Below are 22,788 nucleotides of genomic sequence, written 5' to 3'. Positions count from 1 at the left end.
GGCAGTCTATCCCAGCTTCGGCGCGATCGCCTCGCGCAGCGTCACGGTTTCGAATCCGCGTTCGGCGGCGGCGCGCAGAACCGCACCGAGCGCCGCCAGCACGACCGGCTCGCCATGCGCGTCCTGCGCGGCGTGGCCATCGTGGAGCAGAAGAATGTCGCGGGCGGCGAAGCCATTCAGCAGCCGGCGCGCGACCAGCGCCGCATCGCCCGTTCGGGTGTCGAAGCCGCGCCGCGTCCAGCTCGCCAGATGCAGGCCGAGTGCGCACAACACCGGTTCGAGAAACGGATTGCGCAACCCTGCCGGCGCACGAAAAAACAGCGGCCGCGCGCCCGCGATTTCGCCGAGCGTGGTCTGCGCGGCCTCGATTTCCCGCCGCAATCCACGCGGTCCCGTCAACGAAAAATCATGCCGATGCCGCTGGCTGTGATTCTCGACCGCATGCCCGCGCGCGACGATTTCCTCGACGATGCGCGGATGCGCGCGCGCCCGCTCGCCGATGCAGAAGAACGTCGCGCGGGCGCGATGCGCGTCGAGAAGATCGAGCACGCGCGGCGTGACTTCGGGATCGGGGCCATCGTCGATGGTGATCGCGATGCATGCGCCCGCGCTCTCGGGCAGCGTCGTCCAGTTGTGGCCGAGCAGGGCGCTGCGTGGCCAGAGTCCGGCCGCTGTCAGCGCGAGATGCGACGCGATCACGCCGCCCGCCGCCCACGGCCACGTCGCGGGCGAGGCGGCCAGCGCCACCAGCGCGCCCGCATGCACCGCCGCCGCGCCGCCGATCAGTGGCGTCGGACGCCAGCGGCGCGGGTCGCCGGGCGCGGGCACGACGGCGCGCATCGCGGAATTCATCGCTCGACTCCGGAACGCGGCGCGAGAATCGCCGAGAACAGCAGCGCGAGAATCGCGCCGGGGCCGACCGTCAGGCCGAACGTTTTGAGCATCGGCACATTGGACAGCGCGAGCAGGCCGAAGCCGAGCACGGTCGCGAGATTCGCGATCACGAGCGACACCAGCGTCTGCGGCGACACGGCGTTGTCCGCCGCGTGCTTGCGATAGTTGAAGAACAGCGCATAGTTCGACCCCACCGCGACGATCAGCAGCATGCCGATCAGATGCAGGATGGTGAGCGACTTGCTCGCGAGCGCGAGGCCCGCGATCACGACGATCACCGCCGCGACCAGCGGCGCGAGCGTGCGCGCCGCGCGCACCGGCGAGCGCAGCGCGAGCACGAGCAACACGACGATCGCGGCGAAGCCGCCGAGCGACAGGCGAATGTCCTCGTGCACATAGTTCTGATAGAGCTTGTCGGCCTCGGACTTCATGTCGACGAACAGCGCGTCCGGCACATGCGACGCCGCCACCGCCGCGCGGATCTTCTGCGCCTGCACGTCCGATCCCGCCGCCGCGCGCAAGGGCAGCATCGCGGTCCAGCGGCCGTCGCGGTCGGTGAGCAGCGAATCGACGGCGAGCGCCATCGACGTGCCCTGCAAATCCGCGCGACGCAGCAGAGGTTGCTTGCGCGCGGCCTCGACGTCGGCGATGAAAGGCTCGAACACCTCGGGCTTCACCCGGATCGTCTGATCGCGCAGCGCGACGGCGAGACGCGCTCGCAGATCGGCGGCGGCGGGCAGGCTCGCGATGCGCGCCCGCTGCGCCGCATCGCTCGGCAGATAACGCGCCGGGCTTTCGTAACCGGCGATCACGCGCGCATCGACCAGAGGCTGCAACTGCCGCGCCACCGCTTCCGCGCGTTCGAGCGCCGTCTGTTCCGTCGCCGCCTGCACCACGACGAGATAGCGCACGTCCGGCGCGCCGACATCCGCGCGCAGGCGTTCATCGAGATCCTGGCTCGCCTGCGGCACCGGACTCAGCGACGACAATTCCTGGCTCCACAAGCCGTGCCGCTGCATCAGCAAAACGGCGAGCGCCGCGAGCAGCAGCACCGCGAGCGCCACCCGCATGCGCGCCGCACGCGCCGCGACGCGCGCAAGCAGATTGCCGAGGCGCGAGACATCGCGGATCGCGAAGCCTTGCGGCAACAGATGCGGCAGCACGAAGCGCGTGACGATGCCCGCCGTCGACAAGCCGACGATCGAATACAGGCCGAGCTGCACGAGGCCCGGAAAGCCGGAGAAGAGCATCGACGCGAAGCCGCAGATGGAGGTCAGCACGCCGAGGCGGATCGTCGGCCAGAAGCCGGCGACCCATTCCTTGAGCGATTCGCGCCGTCCGTCGAAGCGCACGCCGGCCGACTGCACGAACAGATAAATCGAATAATCGACGGCCTCGCCGATCAGCGTCGTGCCGAAGCCGAGCGTGAGTCCGTGCACCGTGCCGAACGCGAGGCTCACGGCCGCGACGCCCGCCGCCACGCCGGAGAGCACCGGCATCAGCCCGAGCAGCAACGTCGGCACCGAGCGATACACCGCGAGCAGCAACGCGACGATCAGCACGATGCTCGCCGCCGACAGCCAGCGCACGTCGCGCATGATCGTGTCGCGGGTTTCGACGGCGAACACGCCCGGTCCGGTCATCACGAGCCGGTACGGCGCGGCTTGAGCCACCTGAGCGAACGCCTCGCGGATCGCGGCGATTGCGCTGGCTTGCGCGTCGGTGTCGGAACCGGCGCTCGCGGTCTGCGCGAGCAGCACGGAACGATTGCCGTCGCGCGAGACCCACACGCCGTCCTGCATCGCGGGTTGCGCGCCGCTGTCGAGTTGACTGACGAGCGCGGTGACTTCGCCGGTCGGATCGTGCGGCAGCAGATCCTTCGCCATCATCCCGGCGGACGAGGCGAGCAGGTCGAGACTATCGGCGAGTGCGTCTTTCAGGCCCGCTTCGCTGAAATGCCCCGGCGTGACCGCCGGACTCAGCTGATACCGATGCTCGAACACGAAGCGCTCATCCCGCTGCTGTCCGACCGGCTCGCCGTTGTTGATGGCGGAAAAGCGCCTGTCGTCGCGCAGCTTCGCCGCGAGCTTGCGCGAAACCTCGGCGCGCCCGCGCGCATCGCCGCCCTCGATGCCGGCGAGGATCAGACGCGAGACCAGCCCGTCGCGCAACTGTTCGACGAGCACGCGCTGCTGCTCGCTCGGGGAGCGCGGCAGGAAAGCGGACAGATCGGCGGAAAAGCTCGTACGCGCGATGATCGTCGCGCACACGACAAGCAGGCACAGCCAGACGAGGACCGCAGGCTGACGCAAGGAGCGCAAGGAACGCGATAACGCGCGCATGCCGCTTCAGTGCGCCGACGTGTCTTGCAGGCGCATCAGCGAGCGGTCGCCATCGGCCTGTCTGATCTCGACCCGTGCGAGCGCGGCGCCCGAGCCCGCGAGCGTGATCGAGCTGACTTTCTGCTTCATGCGCGAATCGATGGGCACGAGCGTCATGGTCCAGTCGTCGCCCTGGCCGGTGACCGACACCTTGTACGCCTGCTCCAGCGCGAAGCGGTTGCCCGCCAGCGTCGCGCGAATGCTTTCGATGAACGCGCCCAGCTCCGGATAATTGCGCAGCGGAATGGTCACCTTGCGGCCATTGCGATCGACGGTGAGCATGTCGCCATCGACGACGAGGTTCTCCGGCTTCGGACTGACCGTGTGCTTTTCCAGATGATCCGGCGCGACGAACACGAGTTCACCCGACGATTCGAGCGGCTCCTGCGCGATCTTCAGATAGCGCGTCTCGGTGAAGTGCGCGCGGCCGGATTTCTTCGCGCCGAGCGTGTTCATCAGGCGGTCGAGCGTCCAGTTCGACGAGGGCGCATCCGCCGCCGTGGCGAAGGTGGAAGCGGCGCAGAGAACGGCGGCAGCCAGCGCGGCGGAAAAAACTCGCATGAATTCAGAAATCCTTTGTTGCTTCGCGTAGCGGGGCGCCGGTTGCGCGCGCCGCGTCCTGCGCGGCATTCGCCTGCCAGAAGTCGAAATAGTTGAACCAGTTGTACGGCGCCGCGCGGCAGTATTTTTCCAGCAGCGCGACATAACGCGTGAGCGCGGCGTCGACGGCGGCGGCGCGTTCGCCGCGCTCGATCTTCGAGAAATCGGCGAGCGTTTCGAAGTGGATGTCGTAGCGGTTGCCGCCCAGATACAGCCCCGTCATGAAGACGACCGGACGGCGCAGCACCGCCGCCATGTGCAGCGGCCCGAGCGGAAACGCGGCCGGCGTGCCGAGAAAGTCGCGTTCCTTGAGCGCGTCGCCCGCCTGCCGCAGCGTGCGATCCGCGAGTATGCCGACGAGGCTGCCGGAGTCGAGCCGCTCGCGCACCTTGAGCATCGCATCGACCTTGCCGAGGCCGATCACGTCGTGATGCGCGGCCGGATTCACGGCGGCGAGAATCGCGTTGATCTTGCGCGCATTCTCTTCATACATCGTGATCGCGATGCGGATATGCGGTTGCGCCCGGCCGATCGCGCGCACCACCTCGAAGCTGCCGAGATGCGCGCCCATCAGGAACGCGCCGTGTCCGTCGGCGAGCGCGGCTTCCACGTCCTCGACGCCGTGCGTGCGGATATCGAACAGATCGAAGCGCTCGTTGAGCAGATAGATGCGGTCGTGGATCGTCGACGCGAACGAGAACACGTGCCGGTAACCGTCGCGCCAGCCGGCATGCCGCCCGAGCGCGCGATTCAGATAGCCGCGCGACGCCCGCCGCGCGCGCGGCGAGAACGCGACGAAATACGCGGTGATGATGCGCAGCAGCACGCGTCCGGCGCGCCGCCCGAAGCGCAGCGAAATCCACGTCATGAAGCGCAGCAACGCGAGATTGCTGCGTTCCTGCCGGTCGGCCCAGTCGTCGCGGTTGCGCGGCTCGTTCACGATGCGTGCTTGTCCGTGGGGTGATCGATCGATTATGCCGGCGGCGCCGCGAGCGTTCCGCTCGCCACGGCGCGTTCACCCGCGCGAATCGTGAAGCGGATCGCGCCGCTCGCAGCCGTTTCCCAGGCGATGTCGAGCGCTTCGCCCGGAACGGCCGGGCTAAGGAACTTGGCGGATTCGATCCGGCAGGCGTCGAAGCTGCGCCCGAGCGCGCCGCCGATCGCATCGAGCGCGTGATCGAGCAGCACGACGCCCGGCACGATCGGGCGGCCGGGGAAATGGCCGGCGAGCGCGGGATGATCGGGCGAAACGGTGAATGTCAAAGGCGTCGCGCGTTTGCGCTCCTGCTCGATCAGTTGCGTGAGCACTTCGCGCGGCAGCTTGCCGGTGGCGTTGCGCGGCAGCGAATCGACGAACAGGAGCGGGCGCGGCATGAACGCCGCATCGATGCGCTCGCGCAACGCGCGCTGCACATCCGCCGCCGTGAGTTCGGGCGCGACGACGAGCGCCATCAGGCGGCGCACCGGCTCGCTGTCGGCGTGGGTTTCGTCGGGCATGTAGAACACGCCATCAACGATGCCCGGCACCGCGTTCAGCTGATGATTAAGATACGCGAGCGAGGTGCGCTTGCCCGCGATGTTGATGAGGTCCGCCTTGCGTCCATGCAGCAGGAAATGCGCGCCGTCGATGAGTTCGAGCGCGTCGCCCATCGGCACCGGCATTTCGACGTGTCCGCCGGACGCCCACATCGTCTGTTCGCCGGAATCGTCGGCGCGCGGCGTCAGCGTGATGTCGGGAAACAGTTCCCACGCGGCGGTGCGCGCGGTGCGGCGCGTCGCGATCTGGCCGGTTTCGGTGCTGCCGTAGATTTCCATCAGCGGCGCTTCGAGGCGTGCTTCCGCGTCGAGCGCGAGTTTTTCCGAGAGCGGCGCGGTCGCCGACAAAACCAGCGACGCGCGCGGCAGCGCTTCATCGTTCGCGAACAGCGCGCGCAGATGGATCGGCGAACTCACCAGCACGCGAGGCTCGGGGACGGCGGCCAGTTCCGCGCGGATATCGACCGGATAGAACGGCTGGCGATTGCTGAACGCGAGGCCGCCGAGCAGCGCCAGGAGCACCGTCGATTCGAAGCCGTACATGTGTTGCGGCGGCACGGTGCCGACGAGCGTCGCGCGTTCTTCCGTCAGCAGACCCAGCCGGTCGGCCGCCGCGCGCACGTTCTTCACCAGAAAGCCCCAGGTCTTGCGATGCGGCACCGGCACGCCCGTCGAGCCCGACGTGAACACGTAGGCCACGACGCGCGCGCCGTCGATCTGCGGGACATCGGCGTCAGCGGGGACATCCGCCGCGGCGGTCTCCGGATAGCGGAAGCGCGGCAGGTCGATCGCGCAGTCGTCGCTGTCGTGCAGGCAGAGCGCATCGGGCGCGAAGGAGGAGAGCGCGCGCACCATTTCCGGCGTGTGCGTGGACGGCAGGAGGCTCGTCTTGCCCGCGACGAGCGTCGCGCACAGGCTCACCGTGAAGCGGTAGCGATCCGCGCACACGTTGAACACGTGCCCGCCCGGCGGCAGCGACGCGGCGAGACGCCGGACATCGGCGAGAAACTCGCGCACGGTGACGGCCGCGCCGTCGCGCCAGGCGATGATCTGATCCGGCGACGAGTGGAACACCAGCGGAAACGTCTGCATGTGTGGTTGGTCCGGCGAGGTCACTGCGCGCCGCTGCGGCGCATTTGCGTGGAACGGATATACGCGCGTACGGCGTCCATGATGCTCGACGGCTCCATGTCCGGCAGCGCGACGCGGCGGCAGGCGTACTCGGCGACGAACATCAGTCCGACGAGCGGCAACGCGAGGTAATTGGCGAACGTGGACCACGCGACGATCGATGCACAAGCGAACAGCACGGTCGATGCCAGCGCGGTGGCGACGAAAAACAGCGTCCACGCCAGCGTGACGTGCCGCGTATAACGCACGACGCGCGGCTCGATCCTGCCGTGGACCATCGTCGCGAACTGCGTGCAGAGCGGTTCGCGGCCGTGTCCGAGCGTGCGCCCGAACATCCATGCGAGGGCGAGATTGAAGCTCGCATGCTCCAGCCACAAGCCCCAGCCGAAATGCGCGGTGAGCGGTGCGCGCGCGAACCACAGCGCGGCGCAGACGAGCGCCCAGAGGGGCAGCAGCCACGCGCGCGCGTTCGAGCGCGCGGCGGCGTTCAGCCCGATCAGCAACAGCGGCCCGAGCACGAGCGCGAGGCCGAGCCCTTGCGCGCCCGGCGTGGACGCGGCGTGATGCGCGGCAAGCTGATAGGCGACGATTGCGGCCACGACGCCCGCCGCGCGCAGGACGCGGGCGGCGTTCATTCGAAACCTCCCGTGCTCCGCGATGCGCGCCCGGTCCGGCTCGAAACGACTCGTCGAAGGAAAAATTTACGCGACATGAGAATGCGGCTGCGGCGTTTTGAGGAACGCTCGGTTGTTGAACAAAAAATCGGCAGTCGCCTGCCTGACGAATATTTTCTCGCGCGCACGCCCGCCCGGTCTGTAACCGATTGTTCCACGCTCTTACATTCGTCAGACGGGCGGATTTTACCCCACGGCCGCCGCCGCCCCGCCGCGCGGCGAACTTGCTGATTTTTCTCGAAAATATCCCCGTGAGGCGGATTGCACGGCCGGTTACCTTTCCTACTAGGCGTCCCAAAGGGGTTCGTCTAGAATTTCGCCACTGAAATTATCTCGATAACAGGCAGCCGGCAGCGTGCGGAGACGCGGGGCGCACGCTCGCGAGCGGCCCTTGCCGCGCGTTTTCGCGCTGGTCTGTAGACACGATGAACGAACTGGAAAGAGAGCTCGCGGAACTGATCGTCGCGGAACTGAACCTGGAAGACGTCGATCCCGAGGCTGTGTCGGCCGACACGCGTTTGTATGAAGAAGGCTTCGGGCTCGATTCCATCGACATCCTGGAGATCGCGCTCCTGATCTCGAAGAAATACGGCTTCGAGCTGCGCTCCGACAATCCGGACAATCAGAAGATCTTCGCGAGCCTGGGCGCGCTCGCGGCGCACGTCGCCGCCCATCGCACGCGCTGAGACGAGCGCTCATGCACGCGACCAGGCGGGCGCGGCCTCATGCAACGCCGCTGTCACGCAAGTGAAATCCGCCGCATCGAGACTGGACGACGCGCACGCTCGTGCGCTCGCGGCGCGGCCCCGCAGCGCGGGACAAAACCATCAAGCGGAGTGCAATCGATGACGGAAGCAGCCTCATGCGCGCGCTCGTGACAGGCGGCAGCGGCGCGATCGGACAGGCCGTGAGCCGCACGCTGGCGGCAGCGGGACACGAAGTCTGGGTGCACGCGAACGGCGGCATCGAACGCGCTGAAAGCTGTGTGCAAGCCATTCGCGCGGCGGGCGGCACGGCGCACGCCATCGCCTTCGATGTGACCGACCCCGACGCCACCGAAGCGGCGCTTGCGCGCATTCTGGCGGACGGCCCGGTGCAGATTCTGGTGAACAACGCGGGCGTCCACGACGACGCGCCGATGGCCGGCATGAGCCGCCAGCAATGGAAGCGCGTGCTCGACGTGACGCTCGACGGCTTTTTCAACGTCACCCAGCCGCTTCTGATGCCGATGATCCGCACGCGCCGGGGGCGTATCGTCAACATGTCGTCGCTGTCGGGACTGATGGGCAATCGCGGGCAGGTGAATTACGCCGCCGCGAAGGCCGGATTGATCGGCGCGACGCGCGCGCTCGCGCAGGAGCTCGCGCCGCGCGGCATCACGGTGAACGCCGTGGCGCCCGGCGTGATCGATTCGCCGATGCTTGGGGTTGCCTTTCCGCCCGAGCGCATCAAACAACTGGTGCCGGCGCAGCGCGCGGGCACGGCGGAGGAAGTGGCGGGCATGGTCGCGTATCTGGTGTCGGATGCGGCGGCCTACGTTACCGGACAGGTCCTGTCGATCAACGGCGGAATCGCCTGAACCAGCAAGCAAGCCTAAGGAGCCTGGATGACTGAAGCGGCGCAAACCTTGGATGTCGTCGTGATCGGCGGCGGTCCCGCCGGATCGACCGCGGCCACGCTGCTCGCGGACCGTGGATATCGCGTGCGCGTGCTGGAGAAGGCGCGGCATCCGCGCTTTCATATCGGCGAATCGCTGTTGCCGGCGAACTTGCGGCTCTTCGAGCAGCTCGGCGTCGCCGACGAGGTGCGCGCGATCGGCATGGTCAAGCTCGCCGCAGAATTCGTCTCGCCTCAACACGACAACCGCCTGCAGCGCTTCATGTTCGCCGACGCATGGGACAAGTCGATGCCGAGCGCGTATCAGGTGCGCCGCTCCGAACTCGACGAAATCCTGCTGCGCAACGCCGCGAAACACGGCGCGCAGGTGAGCGAAGGCTGCCGCGCGCGCGATGTCGCGTTCGCGCCCGACCATTCCAGCGCGACGATCGCAGCCGTGCACGACGATGGCCGCGTCGAGGAAGTGCGCGCCCGCTTCGTCGTCGATGCTTCCGGGCGCGACACGCTGCTCGCCAATCACTTCAAGACCAAGCGGCGCAACGAGCGGCATAACTCATCGGCGCTTTACGGGCATTTCAAGAATGCGCAGCGCAACGAAGGTCAGAACGAAGGCAACATCACCGTGTTCTGGTTCGAGCACGGCTGGTTCTGGTTCATTCCGCTCGCGGACGGCGCGACGAGCGTCGGCGCGGTCGTGTGGCCCGCGTATCTGAAGCGGCGTCCCAAGGGCACCCCGGTGGAAGCTTTCTTCCGCGAAACCATCGCGCTGTGCGCGCCGCTCGCCGCGCGCCTGAAGGACGCCGAACTGATCAGCGAAGTCCACGCGACCGGCAACTACTCGTACACCGGCGACATGACGCACGGCGGCAACTTCCTGCTGCTGGGCGACGCCTTCGCGTTCATCGATCCGGTGTTTTCCTCCGGCGTGATGCTCGCGATGCAAAGCGCCTTCGCGGGCGCCGGCGCCATCGATCGCGCGCTGTCGAATCCGTCGAATGCTCGGGCCGCGCTCGCGAAGTTCGATCGCGATGTGCGTCACGGCCCGCGCGAGTTCTCGTGGTTCATCTACCGCATGACCTCGCCTACCATGCGCGATCTCTTCATGGGCCCGCGCAATCCGCTGCGCATGAAGGAAGCGCTGTTGTCGCTGCTCGCGGGCGATATCTTCGGCACGACGCCGATCTGGCGTTCGCTGCGCGCATTCAAGGGCATCTACTACGTCTCGGCGGCGCTCGACTGGCGCAATTCGCTGCGCGCGTACCGTCAGCGGCGGCGCAACCTGAGCGAAGCCGAGCGCGCGGAGTTGCCTGCCAATTGATGACGATGCCGTCCTTCCGTCCGACGCTCCTCCTGCTCCCGATGCTGCTCATCGCGAGCGGGACGGCGCGCGCCGCCGACGAAGCCCCGCCGCCCGCCAAGCCGCTGTGGGAAATCGGCATCGGCGCGGGCGTGGCGGCGTTTCCGCACTATCCGGGCTCGGACCAGACGCGCGCGTGGGTTTTTCCGTTTCCGTACGTAATCTATCGCGGCAAATTCCTGCGCGCCGACCGCGACGGCGTGCGCGGCCAGTTGCTCGACACCGATCGCGTCAACTTCAATATCAGCCTGCTCGGTTCGCTCCCCGTGTCCAGCCGCGACGACAACGCGCGCGCGGGCATGCCGGATCTGAAGCCGACCATCGAGATCGGGCCTTCGGTGGAAGTGCATCTGTGGCGCACGCCTGCGCGCGACATGCTGCTCGATCTGCGCCTGCCGGTGCGCATGGGCATCACGCTGGAGTCCTCGCCGAAGACGGTCGGCTGGCAGTTCGAGCCGAACGTGAATCTCGATCTGGTCGATGTCGCGGGCGTGCCGGGCCTGCGCGTGGGCATGCTGGCCGGGCCGATGTTCGCCAACGGCCGCTACGCCGAGCACTACTACACCGTCGCGCCGCAATACGCGGCGCCCGGTCGTCCGGCGTACGAGGCGAACGGCGGCTACGCGGGCACGCAGGCGCTCGTGTCGATGTCGCGCCGCTTCAGCCGGTACTGGGTCGGCGCGTTCGTGCGTTACGCCAATCTGGCCGGCGCGAGCTTCGCCGACAGCCCGCTCGTGCGCACGAAGAGCGCGCTTTCGGGCGGCGTCGCGGTGGCGTGGGTGTTCGGGCAGTCGTCGAAAATGGTGGCGAGCGATGAGTGACGCGCATCGCAAGCTCGACGACGCGGGCGAGAAGGCGACGCTTGGCGGCGCGCTCGAAGCCGCGTGGCAGTGCGTGGCGTTCTACTTCGCCCTCGTCGTGCTCGCGCTCGTATGTCTCGCGTGGTTTCCGTTCGCGTGGCTGCTGCGGCGGATGTTGAGCGTCGATGCGGGACGGCGCGTCGGGCGCACCGCCGTGCAGCGCGTGTGGCATGGCTACTTCGTGCTGCTGCGCACGCTCGGCGCGTGCCGCTTCGACCTTTCCGGGCTCGACGCGCTCGCGGGCCAGCCGGCGATGATCCTCGCGCCGAATCATCCGTGTCTGCTCGATGCGCTGCTGATCGCCTCGCGCGTGCCCGACACCTGCTGCGTGATGAAAGGCGATGTCGCCGGCAACGTGTTTCTCGGGCCGGGCGCGCTGCTCGCGGGTTATATCGTCAACGACACGCCGGTCGGGCTGATCCGCGCGGCCGTCGCCGAGCTGCAGCGCGGTTCGCCGCTCCTGCTGTTTCCCGAAGGCACGCGCACCGAAAATCTGTCGGTGAATCCGCTGAAGGGCGGTATCGCGCTGATCGCGGCGCGCGCGCAGGCGCCGGTGCAGACGCTCATCATCGAGACGGATTCAGGCTTTCTCGGCAAGGGCTGGCAGATTTTCAGAAAGCCCGCGCTGCCGATCACCTATCGCGTGACGCTTGGCCGACGCTTCGCGCCGCCGGCGCGCGATCACGCCGCGCTGCAGGCGTTCATCGCCGAATTGCAGCGCTTCTATGCGGGCGAGCTCGACTCGCCTCGTCCGCGCGACTGAAAGCGTGACGGAAAGCGGCGGCGTCGGCAGACGTTAAAATTCGTCGCATCTCATTCTTCCGCTTCCGTTTTCCCCAATGCCTTCGACACGCGCTTCGTCCACGCATCTCGTCCTGATTCCGAGCTACAACCCCGGCGAGAAAGTCGATGAAACCGTGCGCAGCGCGCGCGAGCAGTGGAATCCGGTGTGGGTCGTGGTCGACGGCAGCACGGACGGCAGCGCCGAACGTCTATGTCGAATGGCCGAAGCCGATTCCGGCCTGCGCGTGATCGTGCTGCCGGAGAATCGCGGCAAGGGCGCGGCGATTCTCGCGGGCATCGATGAAGCCGCGAGGCAGGGTTTCAGCCACGCGCTGACGATGGATTCGGACGGCCAGCATCCCGCCGCGCTCATCGGCGAATTCATGCAAGCGTCGATGAAAACGCCCGCCGCGATGATCCTCGGCCGCCCGAAGTTCGACGCGAGCGCGCCGCAACTGCGCGTGCAGGGACGGCGCATTTCCAACGGCTGGGCGAATCTCGAAACGCTGTGGATGGGCATCGGCGATTCGCTGTACGGCTTTCGCGTCTATCCGATCGCGCCGCTCGCCGCCGTCATGCGCTCGCAGACCTTCATGCGCCGCTTCGACTTCGATCCCGAGGCGGTCGTGCGGCTATGCTGGCGCGGCGTGCGCCCGATCAATCTCGACGCCCCCGTGCGCTACTTCACGCCGGAAGAGGGCGGCGTCTCGCATTTCCACTATGGCCGCGACAACGTGCTGCTGACGTGGATGCACACACGGCTTCTCCTGGGCTTCGTGGTGCGTTTGCCGCTGCTCATTGCGAGACGCCTGGCAGGCCGATGACCGGTCGTTGATTAACGCGGATCGCTGACCGTCGAGTTCATCGTCACCCCGGCGATCATCGTGTTCTTCAACACGATGTCGTGCACGTTGTACGCGTAGATCGGACCGGGCGTCGTCGCGGTGGCGGGACCGGCGGCGGACGGCGTGCCGAAATCGCAATCCGTGATCATGACGCCGGTGATCGCGGGAATCGCCGGCGTGGGCGCCGGGCCGTTGTAGTCGAACGCGACCGGGCCTTGCGCGACGATCGCCTGAAAGCACGATCCGGTCACGCCCTTCAACGTCACGTTGCTCGCCTTCACGTTCGAGATATTCACGTTCTGCACGAGCGCGGGCCGCGTGCGGATCGCGTCCTTCGACGGCTGGTAGTCGCAATCGAACGTGATGATGCCGCCCTGCGACGCCGACGGATTCGCGGCCGTCGCCGTGACCACGCCGAGCGGCACCGTCGAGTTGATCGGGCTGCCCGCGAGCATGCTGCTGCCGTAGCCGGAAGGCGTCAGGCTCACGCCGTTCGGCAGCGTGACGTTATCGACGTAGAAGTCCTTCACGAAGCCGCCGCGATTCATGTTCGTCTTGATGCGGATCGCGATGTTCAGCGAATTCGTCGCCCAGAACTTGTTGAGCATCTGCAGGTTGCGCGCGTAGATTTTCTGCACGCCGCCGCCCATTTCGCTGCCGAGCGTGATGCCGCCGTGGCCGCTGTTCATCACGCAGTTCTGGATGACGTGGTTTTGCGCCGGGCCGTATTGCGTGTCGAGGTCCTTGCCCGACTTGATCGCGATGCAGTCGTCGCCCGTGTTGAACGTGACGTTCTCGCACAGGACCGTGTCGCACGCGTCGGGATCGAAGCCGTCGTTGTTCGGGCCGATGCTGTCCACCGTCACGCCGCGCATCACGACGTTCTGGCAATCGGTCGGATGATGCTGCCAGAACGGTGTGTTGTTCGTGCGATAGCTTTCCATCAGCACGTTCGTGCAGCCGATGAATTCCACCATGCAGGGCCGCAGGTAATGGCCGATGCCGAAGATGCGCTTCTCGATCGCGACGCCCGCTTCGGACAGCGCCGGCAGATAGTTCTGATCCTGCTGCCAGGGCGTGGCGGGATCGGTGAGTTTCGCGTAGAGGTCGGCGGAGATGCCGGGCACGGCGCTTTTCAGGTCGACGTTGTTCGAATTGCTCGATGCCTGCGACGGCGTCGATGAACTCACGCAGCCGTAGACGCCGTTGTTGCCTTTCCATGTCCACCAGCAAGTGGCGGTGTTGCCGCTGCCGGCGAAGGCCGTCATCGCCTGGCCGTTGAGCACGGAGGAGTCGCCTTCGCCCGTGACCGCGATGTTCTTCTGGTTGCGCGCATAGACCGGCGGGCCGTAGTTGAGGCAATCGTTCGCCTGCCAGCGGCTGTAGTACAGCTTGCCGTTCGGGCCGCAGTCGATCGGGCCGTCCTTCGCGTAGTCGGCGGGATTCGGGCTGAAGTAGATCGTGCAGTTCGCGCTCAGATGGAAGTCCACGTTGGAGAGCAGCACGATGGGGCCGGCGCAATACCACGTTCCCGCCGGCACGACGACATGGCCGCCGCCCGCCGCGTTGCACGCCGTGATCGCCGCGAGAAAGGCCGGGCGCGAGTCGAAGGAGCCGGGCGCGTTCGTCTGGTCAGCGCCGGTGGAGAGCGGCGATTTGGTCGCGTCCGTGTACGGATTCGGCGAGGCGACGACCGCGCAGGGCTTCGCACCGTAGTCGGTGACGAGGAACTGGCGGCTCGGGAACATCGACGTCGATACGCTCTGCAGCGCGTTCACGATCTGCGTCGCCGAGCCGGACGGGCCCCAGATCGGGTCCTGTGCGACGGGCGGGGTCGAGCCGTTGTTGTCGTCGTGGCCGCCGCAGCCGGCAAGCGTGCCGAGCGTGGTCATCGCGCCGAGCAGCGGGGCGCTCGCGGAGATGCCCGCGAACTTCACGAACGAGCGGCGCGCGGGGGATCGCACAGCCAATGAGCGCTTCGGTTCCCTCATGATGTCTCCTTATCCGGCCTGGCCGGTTGTCGTATGAAGTCTTGACGGGCGCGACTTTGCGAAGGGGTGGGCGGACTCTGCGTTTTCATCGTCTTAAACGATGTCGTACAACCAAGAAGCTGAAAGTCCACTGAGACTTCGCTGCGTCGATAGTTTGGAAAACGTTATCCGAGTTGCCGGATCGCCGTCAAGCGGGGCTTACGTGTAGGTCAAAAAGGGATTGCCAGCAGTCTTTCAAGATAGGACGTCGTATTTATTTCCGCCTTTTTAGGGAAAACGGTTTCCCTTCTTCACGACGCCTGTCTGAGCACGAGCCGTGCTTCGAGCCCGCCGCCGTCGCGTTGATGCAGCGTGAGGGTCGCGTCCATCGCGAGCGTGAGCTGGCGCGCGATGGCAAGGCCGAGCCCGGTCCCGCCGGTCTGCCGGTTGCGCGAGCTTTCCAGTCGCACGAACGGCTCGAACACGGCGTCGAGCGATTCCGCCGGGATGCCGGGCCCGCGATCGAGCACGGAGATCACCGCGCGGCCATCGTCGCGTGTGGCGACTTCGATCTCCGCCGCGCCGGCGTACTTGATCGCGTTGTCGACGAGATTGCCCAGCACGCGCTTGAGCGCCTGCGGAGGCGCCATCAGCGCGCCGCCGATGCTGCCGCGCAGACTCACGTCCTGCCCCGCATCGAGGTAATCGTCGACGATGCTTTCGAACAGCGCGTCCGGATCGATGCGGCGCGCCGGCTCGTTAGTGCCGTGCAGCGTGCGCGCGTAAGTCACGCCTTCCTTCACGAGCGATTCCATCTCCTTCAGGTCCTGCTGCAGCTTCGCGCCGGTGGCGTCGTCGTCCATCACGTCGACGCGCAGACGCATGCGCGTGATCGGCGTCTGCAAGTCGTGCGTGATGGCCGCGAGAATCTGCATGCGCTGGGTCATGTACATCGAGACGCGGTCCTGCATTGCGTTGAACGCCTTCGCCGCGCGCGCCACTTCGTCCGGGCCGGATTCGGGCAGCCGCTGCGCCTTGAGATCGGGGCCGAGCGCGTCGGCGGCCTTCGCGAGTTGCTTGAGCGGGCGCGTGGCGAGCCGCACCGCGAGCCAGCAGCACGCGCCGAGCACCAGCAGTTGCAGCGCGAGCACCAAGGGCAGCCAGCCGGACATGGGCGCGCCGACCATCGGCCGCATGTCGATGGTGAGCGGCGAGCCATCCGACAGCTTCAGATGGACCTGAAAGCGTTCCTTGTCGCCGGGCACCATGTTGACGGTCAGCGGATACTGCTTGCCGATGCCTTCGTCGATCGAACGCGCGAAGCGCTCCGACAGCCGGGCGTCCGGCGGCGCGCCGCTCTCGCCCGGCCCGAGAATGAATTCATAGCTGCGCCGCGCGAGACGCGGCAGCCACGCGGCGCGCTCGTTCGCCGGCAGATGATCGAGCAGCGCGACCGAGCTCGCGACCTCGCGCTCGACGTAGCCCATCATGACGTGGGTCATCGAGTCGTCGCGCTCTCTCATCGTCAGAAGGAACGAGAAGGTCTGAGCCAGCGCCAGCCCGACGACGAGTATCAGCGCGAGCCGAGCGAACAGCGTGCGCGGCCAGTGCAGTACAGAAGGCGTCGACAGCGTGCTCATTGCGGCGACTCGACCGGCTTGACGTCGGACGAGAATACATAGCCTTCGCTGCGCAGCGTCTTGATGTAGCGCGGCTCGCGCGCCGTGTCGCGCAGGCGCTGACGCAGGCGCGAGACGAGCAGATCGATGGAGCGGTCGAACGCGTCGGCCTGTCGGCCCTGCGTCAGATTGAGCAACTGATCGCGCGTGAGCACGCGTTGCGGATGATCGAGGAACACGCGCAGCAGACGATATTCCGCGCCCGAGAGCGACACCATCGTGCCTTCCGCATCGAGCAGATGGCGCGCGGTCGTGTCGAGCCGCCAGTCGCCGAAACCCAGCATCTGCGACGATTCCGTCACTTCCATCCCCGGCGGCAGCATGCGCGTGCGGCGCAACACCGACCTGATGCGCGCGAGCAGCTCGCGTACGGCGAAGGGTTTCGGCAGGTAATCGTCGGCGCCCATTTCGAGTCCGAGAATGCGGTCGGCTTCCTCGTTGCGCGCGGTGAGCATCAGCACCGGCACGTCGCGGAACTTGCCGGCGCGCAGCTCGCGGCACAGCACGAGGCCGTCTTCGCCGGGCAGCATCAGATCGAGCACGATCAGATCCGGCGCGCCGGATTGCTCCAGCACGGCGCGCATCTGCCGGCCGTTCGCCGCCAGCGACACGCGCATGCCGTTCTTTTCGAGGTAGGTGGCGAGCAGTTCGCGAATGCCGCGATCGTCGTCGACGATCAGTACGTGGTCAGTGGTTTCCATCGATGGAACGTTGTCGTTGACGCTTGAGTTGCACCCGGCTCGGGGTGAGCAGCAGACACTGAACCGGATGGGCCATTTCCGTTGCGATTCCGCCCACGAGAAAGGCGAGCATCGCCAGCATGCGTTTCATTTTCGGGCTCCGCTGATAACGCGATGACTGCGTTATAGCGCGTCCTGCCCGTGCGTTTGTATCGCAGTGTATCCCGCATGTCGCGCGATACATAACATTGCCGAAGCCGCCTTCCCGCGACACAAGCGGGATACGCGCGCGCATTCCAATGCGGTCATGCCGATTTCAGCTTCGGCCTGGCGGGGCGATTCGTGTGCATTGCATTGCCCCATTTTCGATCGCATCCAAAGGACTTTCCCATGTTCTCCGCAATCAGAAACGCCGCCGCCTGCGCGGGTCTCGCCGCGTGCGCGGCGATCGCGCCCGCGCACGCCGTCACGCCTGCCGCCCCTGTCGTTGCCCCTGAATTCGCCGGCATCGACACATGGCTCAACAGCGAGCCGCTCACGCTCGCGCAGTTGCGCGGCAAGGTCGTGCTGGTCGACTTCTGGACCTTCGCGTGCGGCAATTGCGTCAGCACGCTGCCGGCCGTGAGGTCGTGGCACGCGAAGTACAGGGACAAAGGGCTCGTAGTGGTCGGCGTGCATACGCCCGAATTTCCGTTCGAGCGCGATGCCGGCAACGTGCGGCGCGCCATCGAGCGCTTCGGCATTACTTATCCGGTTGCGCTGGATAACGGCTACGCGACCTGGGCCGCCTACGGCAACCAGTACTGGCCGGCGTTCTATCTGATCGACAAGCACGGGCGCGTGGCGTACACGCACGTCGGCGAGGGCGATTACGCGCAAACCGAGGCGGCGATCGAGAAGCTGCTGGCCGAGCGTTGATCGGGCTTTCGTATCGCAATGTATCTGGATTGCACGCGATACAAAACATTGCACAGCACCCGGTTTTCCGACACATGCCGGATAAACGCCGGGCTTCAAATACACACACCGACGGCTGACGAGTGAAACGCGAAAAGCGCCACCGGGCAAGCCCGAGTACTTCGATTCATTCAATCATCAAGGAGAAACACCATGAAATCCACGATCGTTGCCTTCGCACTCGTCGCAGGCGCCATGACCGGAGTCGCTCACGCCGCAGTCACGAACCAGCCGGTGAACGTGCCGGCGCAACAGGCCGTCGCGACTCACGCCTATGCCGGCAAGACCCGCGCCGAAGTGAAGCAGGAACTCGTGCAGGCACAACGCGATGGCCAGATCGCCGCGCTGCGCAGCTTGTATCAGGGCGGCTGATTCGCGTGCCAGCGAGTTTCGAACCTCCATCGATATCACTGAACAGAGAGACCCGATCATGATCAAGCAATTCGTCACCGCCGCTGTCATCGCCGTGAGCGCCGCCGCCGCCGGCTCCGCCTTCGCGAGCAGCGGCTACGGCCCCGCGCCGCACTACGATCCGCTGGCGGGCGCGCCCGCCTCGCAGCGTGGCGTGAGCGCGCAGACCCTGGCCAGCGAAAGCGGCGGCGTGCAAACGCAAGCGTACGGCGGCATGGGCGACACGGTCGCGCAATCCGGCGCGCGCGGCGGATCGGCCAACGACACTGTGCGGCTCTTCGCGCATCACTGATATCACGGATCGAAGCAACCCGATTTCCGAACCCACACAAGGATCACATCATGAGCAACCAGATCGACACCGTCCTGTACACCGGCAAAACCCGCGTCACCGGAGGCCGCGAGGGCCATGCGAAAAGCACCGACGGCCGTCTCGACATCAAGCTCTCGCCGCCCGGATCGGCGGGCGCGGGCACCAATCCCGAGCAGATGCTCGCCGCCGGCTGGTCCGCGTGTTTCATCGGCGCGATGAGCAAGGCGGCCGCAAGGCTGAAGACCCGCCTGCCGGCCGACACCGCCGTCGATGCGGAAGTGGACCTCGGCATGAACGGCGACGCATATCTGCTGCGCGCGCGCCTGAACGTGAGCCTGCCGGGCATAGAGCAGGCGCTGGCGCAGGAGATCGCGCAGATGGCGCATCAGACCTGCCCGTACTCGAAGGCGCTCAAGAGCAACATCGACGTGACCATCACGGTGGTCTGAAGCAGGCGGTAGACTTGGCGCTTCCGACCGAAGCGCCACCGACATGGACCGAATCGACGCGATGAAGGTGTTCATCGCCACGCTGGACGAGGGCAGTCTCGCGGGCGCGGGAAGGCGGCTCGGCCGCTCGCCCGCCGCCGTGAGCCGCGCGATCGCCTTTCTCGAAGAACACACCGGCACGGCGCTTTTGCATCGCACGACGCGCACCATCAGGCTGTCCGATGCGGGCGAGCGTTATGCGGCCGCCTGCCGCCGCATTCTGACCGATCTGGAGGAAGCCGATCTGCTGATCGCGCACGAACGCGCCGCGCCGCGCGGGCTCTTGACGATCACCGCGCCCGTCGCCGCCGGCGAAGACCTGCTGCGACCGATGCTCGAAGACTTCATCGCGCGCTTTCCGGCCGTTTCCGTGCGCCTGCAATTGCTCGACCGGCCCGTGAGCCTGGTCGACGAAGGCATCGATATCGCGCTGCGCATCGCGCATCTGTCGGATTCGACGCTGGTCGCGATTCCCGTCGGCGAAGTACGGCGCGTGGTGGCCGCGTCGCCGCGCTATCTCGCGAAGCATCCGCGCATCAGAAAGCCCGCCGATCTCGCGCAGCACCAGATCATCTCGATGACACACTTCGGCCTCGATTCGTGGAGCTTCCCGACGTCGAGCGGTTCGACAATTCCACAGGTCGTGCAGTTCACGCCGCGCGTAATCGTCAACACGGTGCGGGCGGCGGTCGCCTCCGCCGTCGAGGGTCACGGGCTCACGCGGCTCTTTTCCTATCACGTCGCCAGCGAAGTGAAGCAGAAGCGTTTGCAGATCGTGCTGGCGGACAGCGAGCATGCGCCGCTGCCGGTGCATCTGCTGACGCCGCACGGCCGTCTCTCGGTGCCGAAAGTGCGTGCGTTCGTGGATTTCGCGGCGCCGCGGCTGCGCCGCCAGTTCACGCAGCTTCAGCTCGATTCGACCGCGTAGCGGAAGATTATCTTCCTCCGCGCATGGATTCTCTCGACAGGCGATGGAATATAGACTGGCCTCCATCGAAGGGCGCGTAGACCGCGCCCGATGCAGTCGTGGAGGCAGTATGCGAGACGCAGTCTTCAATCAAACGGAACGCGGGACGTTCCAGGTGTGGCGCGGCGTGCTGGCCGGCGCGAGCGCGAGTCTCATCGGTATCGGGCTCGCGCGCTTTGCCTACACGCCGCTGTTGCCGGCGATCATCGGCGCGCACTGGTTTCCGGCGTCGACGGCGGCTTATCTCGGCGCGGCCAATCTCGGCGGTTATCTGGTGGGCGCGCTCTCCGCCGGGCCGATGGCAAAACGCGCGCGCGCCGCAACCATCCTGCGCGCGATGATGCTGATGGCCACCGTCGCGTTCGTTGCATGTGCGTTTCCGGTTTCGTTTCTGTGGTTCTTCGCGTGGCGCTTCCTGTCGGGCATTTCCGGCGGCGCGCTGATGGTCCTCGCCGCGCCGACGATCATCGCGCACGTCGCGCCGTCGCGTCGCGGATTCGCGAGCGGCGCGATTTTCACGGGCATCGGGCTGGGCATCGCGGCGTCGGGGACGATCGTGCCGCTGCTGCTCCGGCAAGGGCTCACGCAAACCTGGCTCGGGCTCGCGGCGGTGTCGCTGGTGCTGAGCATCGTCGCGTGGAACGGATGGCCGTCGCAGGACGCGCCGGCCGCTGCATCCGCCGAGCAACACAGGCACGCGAAAGCGCCGCCGCCGCCCGCGTTGCGCGCGCTGTTCGTCGAATATGCGCTCAACGCGGTCGGTCTCGTGCCGCACATGATCTTTCTCGTCGATTTCGTCGCGCGCGGTCTTGGCAAAGGCGTCGATGCGGGCGCCCAGTACTGGGTGTTGTATGGGCTCGGCGCGATCGCGGGGCCGCTGCTCACCGGGCATCTCGCGGATCGCGCGGGCTTCGGTGCGGCGCTGCGCGTCGCCTTTTTGCTGCAACTGATCGCGGTCGCGTTGCCGGCGGTGTCGTCGAATGTGGCGTGGCTGTCGGTGTCGAGCGTGCTGGTCGGAGCGTTCACCCCGGGCATCGTGCCGCTCGTGCTGGGCCGCGTGAACGAACTGCTCGCGCATCATCCGGCGGCGCAGAAGGGCGCGTGGAGGACCGCGACCACCGGCTTCGCCGTCTTGCAGGCGCTCGCGGCGTATGGACTGTCGTTCCTGTTTTCTGAGAGCGGCGGCAACTATGAAATGCTGTTCGCGATCGGCGCGGGCGCGCTGGCGGTTGCGCTCGCCGTCGATCTCTTCGCCGCGCTGAGGTCGAAATGAACGCGCGATGCAGAACGCATCGCGTGAGACGGGCGGCGCAATCCCGTTGCGCCGTTTAAGTTTCGCTTAAGCCTTGCAACTTACGGTAGCGGACTCCTTCGCCCGTTCGCCGCCCATGTCGCCACATGCTTCGATGACGCGCCTTTGACCGCGTCATGCTCAGACTTCATCTCTTCTTCATCGTCGTTCTTCTTGCGAGTCTCGTGCCGCTCATCGCGCACGCGAAGCATGTCAGGCAGGCCAAGCACGCGAAGCGCGTCATCGCGCAACCCGTGGTGCAGGCGCGCGCCGCGCTTGCCGTCGATCTGACTTCCGGACGCACGCTCTATGCCAGGCACGCCGACGAGCGCGTGCCGATCGCATCGCTCACCAAGCTGCTCACCGCGATGGTGGTGCTCGACTCGAAGCGCTCGCTGCTCAAGCCCGCGCGCATCACCGACGCCGATGTCGATCGCCTCAAATATTCGCGCTCGCGTCTGCCGGTCGGGTCGCTGCTGCTGCGCAAGACCATGCTGCATATCGCGCTGATGTCGTCGGAGAATCGCGCAGCGTTCGCGTTGAGCCGCGATTACCCCGGAGGGCGCGCGGGTTTCGTGCACGCGATGAACCGCACCGCAAAGCGCCTGCACATGAACCGCAGCCATTTCGTCGATCCGACCGGCCTCTCGCCGCACAACGTTTCGACGGCTCGCGATCTCGCGAAGCTCGCGCGCGCGGCGTATCGCTATCCGACGATCCGCGAATACGCGACCTCGCATCACAAGCTCGTGCTCGGCGGCGCGGGACCGCTCGAGTATCGCAACACCGATCCGCTCGTGTATCGCGCGTCATGGCGCGTTGCGTTGCAGAAGACCGGCTTCACCAATGAAGCGGGACATTGCCTCGTCATCGTGACGCAGGTGCGTGGCCGTCCGGTTCTGTTCGTCATTCTCGGCGCGCCGAATGCTCAGGCGCATTTCCAGGACGCGGTGAACCTGCGTAGCTGGCTGATCAAGCATCGCCACCACTGAGAACGCCTGCAATGAAGACACGTCACGCCGCCACGTTGATCGCCCTGTGCGTCGTACTCGCGGCGTGTTCGCGCAGCGACAGCGTGTTCGCGCTTTCGCCGATGTTCAAGGCGCGCACGGCGGCGCCCGAGTCGTCGGTTGCGGAATGCATCGCGTCGCGCTGGAAGAGCGGCACGCGCGAACTCAGCCGCGACACGAAGGACGGCTCGACACGTCTGCGCGCCGAGACGTTCTTCACCGGCGTGACCATCGGCGTTCGGCTGCGGACGGTTTCGGGCACGACGCTCGTCGAATACTTCGAGCGGCGCATCGCGGACCCGTTGTACGCGTCGATGGTGCGCGGCTGCCTGAAGCCTGACTGA

At 66.6% G+C, this 22,788-nt stretch carries 24 protein-coding genes; 14 read left to right on the top strand and 10 right to left on the bottom strand.

Annotated elements, in window-relative coordinates:
• Window positions 1–6: 6 nt before the first annotated feature.
• The 6 genes from AWB79_RS05710 to AWB79_RS05685 are packed head-to-tail and all read right to left on the bottom strand — an operon-like array spanning window position 7 to window position 7,177.
• Window positions 7–852 carry a polysaccharide deacetylase family protein gene (locus AWB79_RS05710; RefSeq protein WP_061166385.1) on the bottom strand — a complete coding sequence of 282 codons (846 nt, stop codon included), beginning with the start codon at window positions 850–852 and terminating at the stop codon, window positions 7–9.
• The gene (locus AWB79_RS05705; protein WP_061166384.1) at window positions 849–3,236 is read right to left on the bottom strand and encodes an MMPL family transporter; all 2,388 of its coding nucleotides are present in this window, start codon (window positions 3,234–3,236) and stop codon (window positions 849–851) included. The genes AWB79_RS05710 and AWB79_RS05705 overlap by 4 nt, the downstream gene beginning before the upstream one ends.
• A 6-nt stretch (window positions 3,237–3,242) precedes the next feature.
• On the bottom strand, window positions 3,243–3,836 hold the full coding sequence (locus tag AWB79_RS05700) for an outer membrane lipoprotein carrier protein LolA (RefSeq protein WP_061166505.1): 594 nt from the start codon (window positions 3,834–3,836) through the stop codon (window positions 3,243–3,245).
• A 4-nt stretch (window positions 3,837–3,840) separates the two neighbouring features.
• Complete coding sequence (locus AWB79_RS05695) at window positions 3,841–4,815, bottom strand: lysophospholipid acyltransferase family protein (RefSeq protein ID WP_232470827.1); 975 nt, start codon at window positions 4,813–4,815, stop codon at window positions 3,841–3,843.
• A 32-nt stretch (window positions 4,816–4,847) separates the two neighbouring features.
• Window positions 4,848–6,503, bottom strand: a complete 1,656-nt coding sequence (locus AWB79_RS05690; RefSeq protein WP_061166383.1) for an AMP-binding protein — start codon at window positions 6,501–6,503, stop codon at window positions 4,848–4,850.
• Window positions 6,504–6,523: 20 nt separating this feature from the next.
• Complete coding sequence (locus AWB79_RS05685) at window positions 6,524–7,177, bottom strand: COG4648 family protein (protein WP_061166382.1); 654 nt, start codon at window positions 7,175–7,177, stop codon at window positions 6,524–6,526.
• Window positions 7,178–7,641: 464 nt separating this feature from the next.
• On the opposite strand from AWB79_RS05685, the gene AWB79_RS05680 reads away from it, so the two are divergent.
• The 6 genes from AWB79_RS05680 (at window position 7,642) to AWB79_RS05655 (ending at window position 12,657) form a co-directional block, all read left to right on the top strand.
• Window positions 7,642–7,902 (top strand): phosphopantetheine-binding protein, encoded by a 261-nt coding sequence (locus AWB79_RS05680; protein ID WP_061166381.1) that lies wholly within the window; start codon window positions 7,642–7,644, stop codon window positions 7,900–7,902.
• Window positions 7,903–8,078: 176 nt separating this feature from the next.
• On the top strand, window positions 8,079–8,795 hold the full coding sequence (gene fabG, locus AWB79_RS05675; RefSeq protein ID WP_061166380.1) for a 3-oxoacyl-ACP reductase FabG: 717 nt from the start codon (window positions 8,079–8,081) through the stop codon (window positions 8,793–8,795).
• A gap of 27 nt (window positions 8,796–8,822) precedes the next feature.
• A complete protein-coding gene (locus tag AWB79_RS05670) occupies window positions 8,823–10,151 on the top strand; it encodes an NAD(P)/FAD-dependent oxidoreductase (RefSeq protein ID WP_061166379.1) in 1,329 nt (442 codons plus the stop codon).
• Window positions 10,151–11,011, top strand: a complete 861-nt coding sequence (locus tag AWB79_RS05665) for a MipA/OmpV family protein (protein ID WP_061166378.1) — start codon at window positions 10,151–10,153, stop codon at window positions 11,009–11,011. The genes AWB79_RS05670 and AWB79_RS05665 overlap by 1 nt, the downstream gene beginning before the upstream one ends.
• Window positions 11,004–11,813 carry a lysophospholipid acyltransferase family protein gene (locus tag AWB79_RS05660; protein ID WP_061166377.1) on the top strand — a complete coding sequence of 270 codons (810 nt, stop codon included), beginning with the start codon at window positions 11,004–11,006 and terminating at the stop codon, window positions 11,811–11,813. Before AWB79_RS05665 ends, AWB79_RS05660 begins: the two co-directional genes overlap by 8 nt.
• Before the next feature lie 76 nt (window positions 11,814–11,889).
• Entirely contained in the window at window positions 11,890–12,657 is a 768-nt protein-coding gene (locus AWB79_RS05655; protein WP_061166376.1) for a glycosyltransferase family 2 protein, read from the top strand.
• 11 nt (window positions 12,658–12,668) lie between these two features.
• On the opposite strand, the gene AWB79_RS05650 is transcribed toward AWB79_RS05655, so the two are convergent.
• From AWB79_RS05650 to AWB79_RS40000, 4 genes are all read right to left on the bottom strand, one after another.
• Window positions 12,669–14,669, bottom strand: a complete 2,001-nt coding sequence (locus AWB79_RS05650) for a glycoside hydrolase family 28 protein (protein ID WP_061166375.1) — start codon at window positions 14,667–14,669, stop codon at window positions 12,669–12,671.
• 290 nt (window positions 14,670–14,959) lie between these two features.
• Window positions 14,960–16,288 (bottom strand): ATP-binding protein, encoded by a 1,329-nt coding sequence (locus AWB79_RS05645; RefSeq protein ID WP_061166374.1) that lies wholly within the window; start codon window positions 16,286–16,288, stop codon window positions 14,960–14,962.
• Entirely contained in the window at window positions 16,285–17,028 is a 744-nt protein-coding gene (locus AWB79_RS05640; RefSeq protein WP_061166373.1) for a response regulator, read from the bottom strand. Before AWB79_RS05640 ends, AWB79_RS05645 begins: the two co-directional genes overlap by 4 nt.
• Window positions 17,015–17,158, bottom strand: a complete 144-nt coding sequence (locus tag AWB79_RS40000) for a hypothetical protein (RefSeq protein ID WP_198398971.1) — start codon at window positions 17,156–17,158, stop codon at window positions 17,015–17,017. Before AWB79_RS40000 ends, AWB79_RS05640 begins: the two co-directional genes overlap by 14 nt.
• A gap of 239 nt (window positions 17,159–17,397) precedes the next feature.
• Here AWB79_RS40000 and AWB79_RS05635 point away from each other — a divergent pair, with 239 nt between their 5' ends.
• The 8 genes from AWB79_RS05635 to AWB79_RS05600 all read left to right on the top strand — a co-directional run bounded on the left by AWB79_RS05635 (window position 17,398) and on the right by AWB79_RS05600 (window position 22,788).
• Window positions 17,398–17,925: a thioredoxin family protein gene (locus AWB79_RS05635; RefSeq protein ID WP_061166372.1), complete on the top strand. Its 528-nt coding sequence runs from the start codon at window positions 17,398–17,400 to the stop codon at window positions 17,923–17,925.
• 192 nt (window positions 17,926–18,117) lie between these two features.
• Window positions 18,118–18,336 (top strand): DUF4148 domain-containing protein, encoded by a 219-nt coding sequence (locus AWB79_RS05630; protein WP_061166371.1) that lies wholly within the window; start codon window positions 18,118–18,120, stop codon window positions 18,334–18,336.
• Window positions 18,337–18,394: 58 nt separating this feature from the next.
• Entirely contained in the window at window positions 18,395–18,667 is a 273-nt protein-coding gene (locus AWB79_RS05625) for a hypothetical protein (RefSeq protein WP_061166370.1), read from the top strand.
• 50 nt (window positions 18,668–18,717) lie between these two features.
• Window positions 18,718–19,137 (top strand): organic hydroperoxide resistance protein, encoded by a 420-nt coding sequence (locus AWB79_RS05620; RefSeq protein WP_061166369.1) that lies wholly within the window; start codon window positions 18,718–18,720, stop codon window positions 19,135–19,137.
• 43 nt (window positions 19,138–19,180) lie between these two features.
• Window positions 19,181–20,104, top strand: coding sequence for a LysR family transcriptional regulator (locus tag AWB79_RS05615; RefSeq protein ID WP_061166368.1), 924 nt, complete (start codon window positions 19,181–19,183; stop codon window positions 20,102–20,104).
• A gap of 109 nt (window positions 20,105–20,213) precedes the next feature.
• On the top strand, window positions 20,214–21,416 hold the full coding sequence (locus AWB79_RS05610; RefSeq protein WP_061166367.1) for a YbfB/YjiJ family MFS transporter: 1,203 nt from the start codon (window positions 20,214–20,216) through the stop codon (window positions 21,414–21,416).
• A gap of 155 nt (window positions 21,417–21,571) precedes the next feature.
• Window positions 21,572–22,426: a serine hydrolase gene (locus AWB79_RS05605; RefSeq protein ID WP_061166366.1), complete on the top strand. Its 855-nt coding sequence runs from the start codon at window positions 21,572–21,574 to the stop codon at window positions 22,424–22,426.
• Between the two features lie 11 nt (window positions 22,427–22,437).
• The gene (locus AWB79_RS05600; protein ID WP_061166365.1) at window positions 22,438–22,788 is read left to right on the top strand and encodes a hypothetical protein; all 351 of its coding nucleotides are present in this window, start codon (window positions 22,438–22,440) and stop codon (window positions 22,786–22,788) included.

It is taken from the genome of Caballeronia hypogeia, from assembly GCF_001544875.2.
Lineage (GTDB): Bacteria > Pseudomonadota > Gammaproteobacteria > Burkholderiales > Burkholderiaceae > Caballeronia > Caballeronia hypogeia.
This window is presented reverse-complemented; position numbering and strand designations above follow the sequence as displayed.